The organism is Streptomyces guryensis (assembly GCF_021261325.1).
In the GTDB taxonomy this organism is placed as follows: Bacteria; Actinomycetota; Actinomycetes; order Streptomycetales; family Streptomycetaceae; genus Streptomyces; species Streptomyces guryensis.
Map to the genome: position 1 here is coordinate 73,663 of NZ_JAJSBI010000039.1, position 8,058 is coordinate 81,720.

The window sequence follows — 8,058 nt, forward strand, 5'->3', positions numbered from 1 at the left end:
GCTGCCCACATCTCCTGTCAGGGCCGTGGCGGCGATGGAAACAAAGCCGACAGCGAGGCCGAGTCGACGGCGCTTCCATAGTCGTGGGCCGAGATCGTTTGGTCCGCCGGACTGGGACTCGGGGGAATAGTGCGGTCGTCATCCATACGGCGACGGAAACACGAAGGGCTTGCTGGTGCCACCGCAGGAACCCAGGCCAGTCCCTCAAGATCGATGGCACGCTCTCAAGATCCACTGGTACAGGACAACCTCTCTCGATGTGCTGTGACTTTCAGTGATAGGTGGCCAGAGGCAGGGGCAACACCGCTGGTGACAGGACAGCGTTCAAAAATGGTTGGCCGTTTCGTGCAGAGTTGGTTGGCCTCTGGGGAGTCGCCGCGGTTGGTAGCCGTTGGGTGTCCGGCTTGGTCGGCGCGGGGAGGCTGGTGCTCAGCGTTTGATGCGTCCGCGGACGGCAAGAGCCCCGAGGGCGAGGAGGGTCGGTTCGAGGAGGCGGGAGGCCATCTCGATGTAGGTGCCGGCGGTGGTGAGGTTTTGTCCGGAGGAGCGGAAGACGACCGAGTTGATGGCGATGCGGGTGGCTTTCTCGGTGCGGGCCCAGGTCATGCGTTGGTGCCATCCGCCGCGCAGGGCTGGTTCAGGGGTGCTGGTGTGGAGGCTGATCCGGCTCCTGTGGAGGGTACCGGTGGTGGCGGGGTCGGGGTCGTGGGTGGGCAGGCCGACGCTCATGAGGAGGAGCACGGTCAGCGACATGGCGGCGAGCAGCCAGCTGAAGGAGCGGGAGGCGCGCAGGCCGTAGCCGGACAGCAGCCAGTAGGCCCACAGCAGGCGTCGTTCGCCCTTCGGGGTACCGGTGGTGTCGTGGCGGCGCATCTCGCACTCGCCGTAGTAGAAGTCGGCGGCGCCGGGTTCGTTCTTGCCGTCTTCGAAGGCTTTACGGAGCTGGCGGTAGAGGGCGGCGACGTCCTCGGGGTCGGGGGTGGGGCCAGGGTTGGGGTGGTGGGGGCCAGGGCGCCAATGGCGGGGCGAGGGGGTGCGACCTGGTGGTGGTGTGGGTTGGCCGGCGGTCTGGGCGCGCCAGTGGTGTTCCTCGGCCAGGGTGCGGCGGCGTGTCCATCTCGTCAGGCGTATTCCGCGGCGGTGCCAGCCGGTAGGCGTGGGAGCGAAGAAGGTGCGGCCTTCCAGACGAATTTGGTCGAGGTGGAAGGCCCCGGAGAACAGACAATCGTTCAGGTCTGTGTCGGTCAGGACCAGATGCGCAGCGTCTACCCCCTGCACCGAATTGACCTTCACCCTGGCGGGGCCCGTCAGCAGGTCCTCGTTCACCTCCGCGCCGAGGTTGTCGCTGAAGGGGGTGGCATGAGCGGTGACCGCTACTGGGGCGGCAAGGACCGCGTGGCTGAGATCCACGGCCGCGTACCTCAAGCGCATGGTCGCAGTCGACTCCCACCGGATCCGTTCACACACCACCTCCCGCGCCGCTATCTCCAGCGTCACCGGCAGCCCGAACTGCGCCCCAGATAGATCCACTCCTTCCTTGCACGCCAACGGTCCCAACACCGGGGCACCCGCAAACCGCACAGCGGTGAAGGTGGCCGTGCGGGAGAACTGTGCCCCGTCGAACCTGGCGGTGCCGGAGAACTGCGCCCCGTCGAACCGGGCGTCGCCCGAGAACTGTGTCCCCTCAAACCGGGCGGTGCCGGAGAACTGCGCCCCGTCGAACCGGGCCCGGCCGGAGAAGTGCGCACTACTGAACTGTTGGCCGCGGGAGAACTGTGCGCTTTGGAACGAGGCGTGGTTCGAGAACCGCACTTCGTTGAACCAGGCGACGCCGGAGAATTTAGCGCCCTGGAACCGGGCTTGCCCCGAGAACTGGACGTTGTTGAACCAGGCGTTGCGGGAGAACTGCGCCCAGCCGAACTGGGCGAGGTCAGAGAACTGCGCCCTGCCGAATCGGGCTGGTCCGGAGAACTGCGCCTTGCCGAACAAGGTTTCGCCGGAGAACTGCGCATCATCGAACCGGGCGACGCCGGAAAACTGAGCCTCGCGGAACGAGGCGGGGCCGGAGAACTGTGCCCCGAGGAACCCGGCGTCGCCGGAGAACTGCGCCTCATCGAACCGAGCATCACCGGAGAACTGCGCCTCATCGAACCAAGCGGTGCCGAAGCTGGGTTTGCCGGTGGCGGAGTCGCGAAGGGCATTGAGGAAGTCGTTCAGCAGACGTTGGGTGAAGGGGGTGCCGCGGTGGTCGATGTCAGCGCCGGGAGCCAGGCCGGTCAGATAGGCAGTGCGGTCGGCGTCGGTGAGGTGGGCGAGGCATGAGGTGTAGCCGGGGACGTGGATGCCGCGGCAGCCGACGGTATCGGTGGAGGGGGCTGCGCTGTGTGCGCAGTACGGCCAGGAAGGCGCCGCGGGTGGGGGTGTCCTCATGACGTGGCGGCTCCGCTGATCCGTGCCAGTTCCGTGTTCGGCCGGGCAAGAGGTTTTGGCGTCCAGGTGCTGCCTGGTGGCCAACTATCGCTGTACACGGTCAACTATTGCCCGATCAGAGCGAGAGGTGTTCGCCGATGTCGGAGAGGATCTTTCGGCATGCCACGAGACGTACAGGTCAGTTGGTCAGTGCAGCGCCCTGCGGCCACACCACATCTACGGGGAGACCGGCGTCGCGCGCCTCCAGGACGGTGTCCGCGGTGCCTCCCTTGCCTGACGGCGGCGCGCCATTCCACACGGCAACCAGACGCTCGGCGCGCTGCAGCATGGCGCGGTTGGCGTCCTCGTAGGCGGCCCGGTTCGCCGTCTCGTTGTCGAGGACGAGAACCTTGTCTGCGGCGTCGATGAGCCGGTCGAAGGTGGCGGCGTGGTCGGGCTTGACCTTGTTCTGCCGGTAGTCCTTCGAGGGGATCACCGCGACCAGGCTGCCCCCGAGGTCCAGGACGACTTCAGCGAAGATGGAGTCGCTGCCCTTCGCGATACACGAGACACCCACCAGACCTCCCTCGGCCGCGTACGGCTTGAGAGCCTCACGCAGCGCGTCGCGCACCAGTGGCACGCTGTCTTCGGTCAGGTTCATGTGCCCGGTGACGGCGAGAGTGGTCAAGAAGGCGCTCCTTCGGATAGCAGGTTGCGGATCATTGTGCGTGCTTCGGCGACAGGCTTAGCCGTGGGGCTGACGGTATGCGGGTACAGCTTGGCGAGTTGCTCACGGACCCGCCGGGAGCGGCTCGTGGTTGCGGCCTCGACGGCCTGCCTGGTGTGGGTGACGGCGCTGGTCAGGTCGCCGGTGAGGAAGTGGCATTCGGCAAGGCCGATCATGTCGAGCGTGTAGCTGCGTCCGGCTTCTGGCCCGCGGACGGCCAGGGCCTGTTGGATGGAGTCGGCGGCTTGGCTCGCGTAGTGGCGCGGCTCGTGCCGGGCCAGATCCAAGAGGCGTCCGCCGGTGACGCCGTTCAGTTCGGCTTGGCCGAAGTAGCTGATCCAGTACGGCTCGTCGGGCCCAGCGTCGGCAAGGTAGTCGGCGGCTTCTTCGGTGGTGCGGCGGAAGGCGCTGGTGCGGCCCATCGCGGCGTACGCCCATGCCTCCCGGGTAGCGAGCATGGCGCACACACGGGGCGTGGCCTGGCGGCGGATGCCGTGCTGGGCGAGGTGGACAAGTTCGAGAGCGTCGCCAGGCCGGTCGAGGTAGAGCATCTGCCGGGCCATTGCGGCGAGGGCGTTTGCGCCGAACAAGGTGTCGTTTCCTGCGTGTGCGGCGCGGAGTGCGAGCCGGTAGTAGTCCTGGGCTCTGCGTTGGCTGCCAGCCTCCCACGCCATGCTTGCGGCGGTGGCGGACAGTTGGGCCAAGACGCGCAGAAGCCTCTGCTGGATGTGTGTGGCCTGGTGTTCGTCGAGGTGGGCGGATACTTCGTTGAGCTGGCCGATCACGGCCTTGCTGCGCAGGCCACCACCCATCTTGTAGGTGCGGAAGGCGCGAGCGCACGCCTCCAGTTCTTCGACGTCGTGCTGGCCGAGGCGCCCGTGCCTTCGGCGTTGCTCGATGGGTGGGGCAGGGGCGAGCCATGCTTCGAGGCTGTCGAGGAAGGCGGCGCCGGTGGTGGCGGCTGCGAGTGCGCGCGTGGCGGCGCGACGGTCCATCACGAGGTCGCTCCGGGAGAGGTCTGCGGCCAGGTGCACGGTCGCGGACGGCTGCCAGGTGGCCTCGTCAGGGTGAGCCCGTGCTGCTGGGGCGGGTGGGTTGTCGGGTGGGCTGACCGGTGTGGCCTCCCATGGCCGGTCGGCGAGACCGACCATGCGCCCGGGAATCCTCAGCCCGTCAGCGATGCGGCAGATCACGTCGAAGCTGGTGACCTGCTGCTGCCCGCTGATGATCGTGGAGACCTTGCCGGGGGTGAGCTGGCAGGCCGCTGCGATGCGGTTCTGCGATAGGCCGCCCCACTTCTTGATGAGCGAGAAGGCCGCGGAGAAGTCGTGTTCCGCCAGGGCTCGGCGTAAGTCGTCTCGTTCGAGGACTTCGAGGGCGAGCGGGCCGGGGGTGATGGCGTCCATGGGGTCAACTTCCGGAGTCATCGTATGCGCTTCATCGCACCGTACCGAACAGGAAACGAGTGTATTACCGCCTCGGTAACCCCCGCCGGTCATCCCCGAGTTGCCCGCAAGCGACGACGCTCGATGCATGACAGACCAGACCCCGGCGAGGTGGAGGCCTCCTGGGGCGCGACCAACGCTGCGTGTGGCTCGTTTGGTCCGCCAACTCTCCTCCGCAGCTCGCACGTACGCCCCCACGACGTTACGGGAGAAGTAGGTGATGAAGATGCTCCCCGCGGCACGATCGGAGCCCGCTGCACGGAGTGCAGTGGTAGACCAGGCGGCGCCGTGTGGATTCGAGGTTGTCTTCCTCCCGGCTGGTCACCGGCCTTGCCAGATGAGACGGATCATCAGGGCCCAGCTGCGGTACTGGGACCTGACGGCACTGGCCGACGACGCCACTCTCGCGGTCTCTGAACTGGTCACCAACGCCTGCACGCATGGCAAGGGAAGACCGGTCGGGCTCAGGGTGCGGTGCTCCGTAGATGAGCTTCGCATCGAAGTGACCGACGGCTCCCCGACCCCTGCTCGGCTGCGTTCCGCCGACGTCGCCGACGAGAACGGCCGCGGACTGTTACTCGTCTCAGCTGTGTCGAAGGAGTGGGGTGTCAGCCCCGACGGCCGGATGACGTGGTGCTCCCTCGCGATCCCCGAAGGGGGAGCGTGATGGTCGCCGTAGACAATGCCACGGCCGCTGAGCTGCTGGGGCGGCCTGTCTCGTCCGGGGACGAGACGATGCGCAGGCTCGTGCACGTCCTGTCCCGGTCGCTCGCGGCCGAGGGGATTAGCGGTGACCTGATCGACATCCTGGAAGACGTCTTTCGCGACCGGCCAGATCCCAGCCCCGGGGACCACGGCTGCAAGCTCGACGGCCTCTTGGTCCGCTTCGGTCTTCCTCTCCCCAGGCGGCAGCGGCGGCCAAAGTCTGCAGTGCCGCTCAGCGAGGACGAGGCTGCGCGGATCACCGACCGTTTCAACCGGGCGACGGCCCAGCTCGTGCAGGTCCTTCCGCACCGTGTCGGGTGGTACCCAACGGAGCAAGTGTGCCGTCTATTCGCCCTGCGCGACGCACGGCCAGCCCCCGACCAGGTGCTGTCCCACCTGCGTCGCTACGCCCTCGCCATCGTCGACATCCTCGACCTGATGGGAGACGACGGATGATGCGCGCTCCCTCCCCGCACGTCGGGCCTGTCCTGCGAAGTGGCTTCCCTCGGCAGCAGGCCCGACCCACCGCCCGGCGCCGGGGGCCCTCGGCTCTCTACATCCCCCTCGGGGAGCGGCGGCGCCTCGGCGCCGGGCCCTCTCTCATCCGCATCGGCTGCGCCCTCGTCGAGGTTCTTTGCCGACCGAGGAGCAGGCGGCAACCTGCGCCCGCCATGCAGCTACTCGTGGCAGACGAGGAGCAGCGGTTCGCGCTGCTGTGCCGGCAGATCACCCACACACGTCACGGAGTATGGAAGTGACCACAATCGACGGCTCGCAGCCCCAGCCTCACGGCGGCATCTCGTCGCGCTGCGTACGTGAACAAGCCCTGATGGCGGGGCGGTTGGCGGATCCGGCGCTGCTCGATCAGGCGGTGGAGATCAAGCTGGGCAAGGACGAGGCAGCCGACACCTGCCTGGCCGTCCCGTTGGGCGGCCACCGGGTGGCGGGCGAAGTCACCGTGTCGGGCTGGAGTCAGGCCCTGCACGTCCTGCTCGCCCTCGACGGGAGGCCGGGCTTCCCCGACGTTCGGGACGGCGCGCTTCAGGGCAGTCCGATCGATGCGCCCCGCACCGTCCGCTGGGGCCTGGGCACCCGCCTTGAAGAACCGTCGCAGCGGGCCCAGATGTGGGGCTACCACGAAGCCGGTGTACGGGCGTACGTGGTCGAGCAGACCCGGGAGGACGCTCGGGTACCGGTCACACCGATGCCCGAGATGCCTGCCTCCCCGACCGTGGCACGCATCCATGACCTGCTCATCGGCGGCGGCAAGGACAGCTACCAGGCCGACCGGCAGTTCGTCGCGTGTCTTCCGCACGACGATGCACAGGCCCTGTCTCTGACGGCCGTGATCAACCGGATGCACCTGCCGGGCGTGGTCGCCCATCTCACGGCGCAGGGCATCGACCAGTTCCTCGACCTGGGATGTGGCATGCAGTCGACCCACGGCATGCCACGCAAGAACTCGCCGACTGAAGCCCTGCACGCCATCGTGGCCCGTTACCGGGACAACGCCCGTGTGGTCTACGCCGACCACGACCGACGGCTCCTTGGAAGCTTCAACATCTGGGCGGAAGGGCACCCTTTGGAGCCGGAGTGGGTGCAGGGCGACATCCGCTACATGGAGCAGTTCCTCAGCTCAGGCCGAGTGCAGTACCTGCTCGACTGGAGCCGTCCCATCGGGGTTCTGCTGCACGACGTCCTGCCCTGGATCGACAACGACAAGACCGTCACCACGGCCCTGGCCGTGCTCCGGGAGCAGCTGCCACCGGGTAGCGCCTTGTCCGTCACCCATGCCGCTGATCTCGGCGAAAATCGAATGATGCGGTTCACCGCGGCATTCCGTAAGGCGGGAATCGCCTTCAAGCCGCGTGATGCCGCCGCCATCCAGGCGCTGTTCGGCGACTGGCCCCTGGAACCGCCGGGCCTCGTCCCTACACACCGCTGGCACCCCGGTCACCCGCACGCCGAGCTTGCTCCACACATGGCAGGCGCGCTGGCCGGGCTCGCCTTCAAGCCGGAAAACAACCCGTGACCGGGCCCTGGCCGCGCTCCGTGAGGGAGCCTGCGGCCGACCCTCGCAACTGCCCGCCTGCCGTCGGTGCGTGACGGTCCCGACAGCAGGCGGGTGCACCACCCGACGCCCGGACCTGGAACAAGGCTCGGCGCCGGACGAACCGCGTGGGGAGAGGACTTCCCCTCACCGGCCTCTCCCCACGCGCGTTACTGCTCAGCACTGCCGCACAGCGCCCTTGTTCATCAGCCGCACCTGCGGCTGTGTACCGACCTGGAGGGTCCATGCTCAGCGCCCCGACCTATCGCAGCGTTGAAGGTGCATACCTGGCCTTGCTGCAACTGGCCTCTACCAACCATGAGCAGCGCATTTCTGCCCGCGGCAACGAGGCGCGAGAGGTGATCGGCGTCGGATTCCGGCTGCTGGACCCCCGCCAGCGGCTTCCCTACCTCGCGACCAGAAAGGTCAACCCGGTCTTCCAGTTCGCCGAATCCCTCTGGTATCTGGCCGGACGCCGGGACCTGGAGATGATCGGCTACTACGCACCGTCGATGCGCTCCAGCTCGGCCGATGGGGCCGCCCTCGGCGGTTCTGCCTACGGGCACACCTTGTTCAACCCCACTGACGGCGACACGGTGTTGTCAATCCCCTGGTTTCGTAGAGACCTCTCCTATGCGGCCTGGCACCTCTGGTCGCTCTTCTTGCGTGCTGCGGTGACGGTCCGTTCGAACTCTTCCGGCGGCAGGCCGCCGGCCGCGCTG

Annotated in this window: 6 protein-coding genes and 1 pseudogene; 4 read left to right on the top strand and 3 right to left on the bottom strand. The window is 67.6% G+C overall.

The features are described from left to right. Positions 1 to 429: 429 nt before the first annotated feature. From LJ657_RS44020 to LJ657_RS44030, 3 genes are all read right to left on the bottom strand, one after another. Entirely contained in the window at positions 430 to 2,430 is a 2,001-nt protein-coding gene (locus tag LJ657_RS44020; RefSeq protein WP_232655341.1) for a pentapeptide repeat-containing protein, read from the bottom strand. A 178-nt stretch (positions 2,431 to 2,608) separates the two neighbouring features. After that, entirely contained in the window at positions 2,609 to 3,097 is a 489-nt protein-coding gene (locus tag LJ657_RS44025) for a hypothetical protein (RefSeq protein WP_232655342.1), read from the bottom strand. Further along, the gene (locus LJ657_RS44030; RefSeq protein WP_232655343.1) at positions 3,094 to 4,542 is read right to left on the bottom strand and encodes an NsdA family TPR-like regulatory protein; all 1,449 of its coding nucleotides are present in this window, start codon (positions 4,540 to 4,542) and stop codon (positions 3,094 to 3,096) included. The genes LJ657_RS44025 and LJ657_RS44030 overlap by 4 nt, the downstream gene beginning before the upstream one ends. A 376-nt stretch (positions 4,543 to 4,918) precedes the next feature. Here LJ657_RS44030 and LJ657_RS44035 point away from each other — a divergent pair, with 376 nt between their 5' ends. The 4 genes and pseudogenes from LJ657_RS44035 to LJ657_RS44050 all read left to right on the top strand — a co-directional run. Beyond that, the gene (locus LJ657_RS44035; RefSeq protein ID WP_232655344.1) at positions 4,919 to 5,248 is read left to right on the top strand and encodes an ATP-binding protein; all 330 of its coding nucleotides are present in this window, start codon (positions 4,919 to 4,921) and stop codon (positions 5,246 to 5,248) included. Continuing rightward, complete coding sequence (locus tag LJ657_RS44040) at positions 5,248 to 5,742, top strand: hypothetical protein (RefSeq protein WP_232655345.1); 495 nt, start codon at positions 5,248 to 5,250, stop codon at positions 5,740 to 5,742. Before LJ657_RS44035 ends, LJ657_RS44040 begins: the two co-directional genes overlap by 1 nt. Before the next feature lie 298 nt (positions 5,743 to 6,040). After that, positions 6,041 to 7,318, top strand: a complete 1,278-nt coding sequence (locus LJ657_RS44045; RefSeq protein WP_232655346.1) for a DUF6302 family protein — start codon at positions 6,041 to 6,043, stop codon at positions 7,316 to 7,318. 263 nt (positions 7,319 to 7,581) lie between these two features. Beyond that, positions 7,582 to 8,058 (top strand): annotated as a pseudogene (locus LJ657_RS44050) (hypothetical protein); the annotation flags it as partial.

Coding starts and splice junctions, on each gene's coding strand:
- LJ657_RS44020 (WP_232655341.1), bottom strand. CDS start 2,430: ATGAGGACACCCCCACCCGCGGCGCCTTCCTGGCCGTACTGCGCACAC.
- LJ657_RS44030 (WP_232655343.1), bottom strand. CDS start 4,542: ATGGACGCCATCACCCCCGGCCCGCTCGCCCTCGAAGTCCTCGAACGA.
- LJ657_RS44035 (WP_232655344.1), top strand. CDS start 4,919: ATGAGACGGATCATCAGGGCCCAGCTGCGGTACTGGGACCTGACGGCA.
- LJ657_RS44040 (WP_232655345.1), top strand. CDS start 5,248: ATGGTCGCCGTAGACAATGCCACGGCCGCTGAGCTGCTGGGGCGGCCT.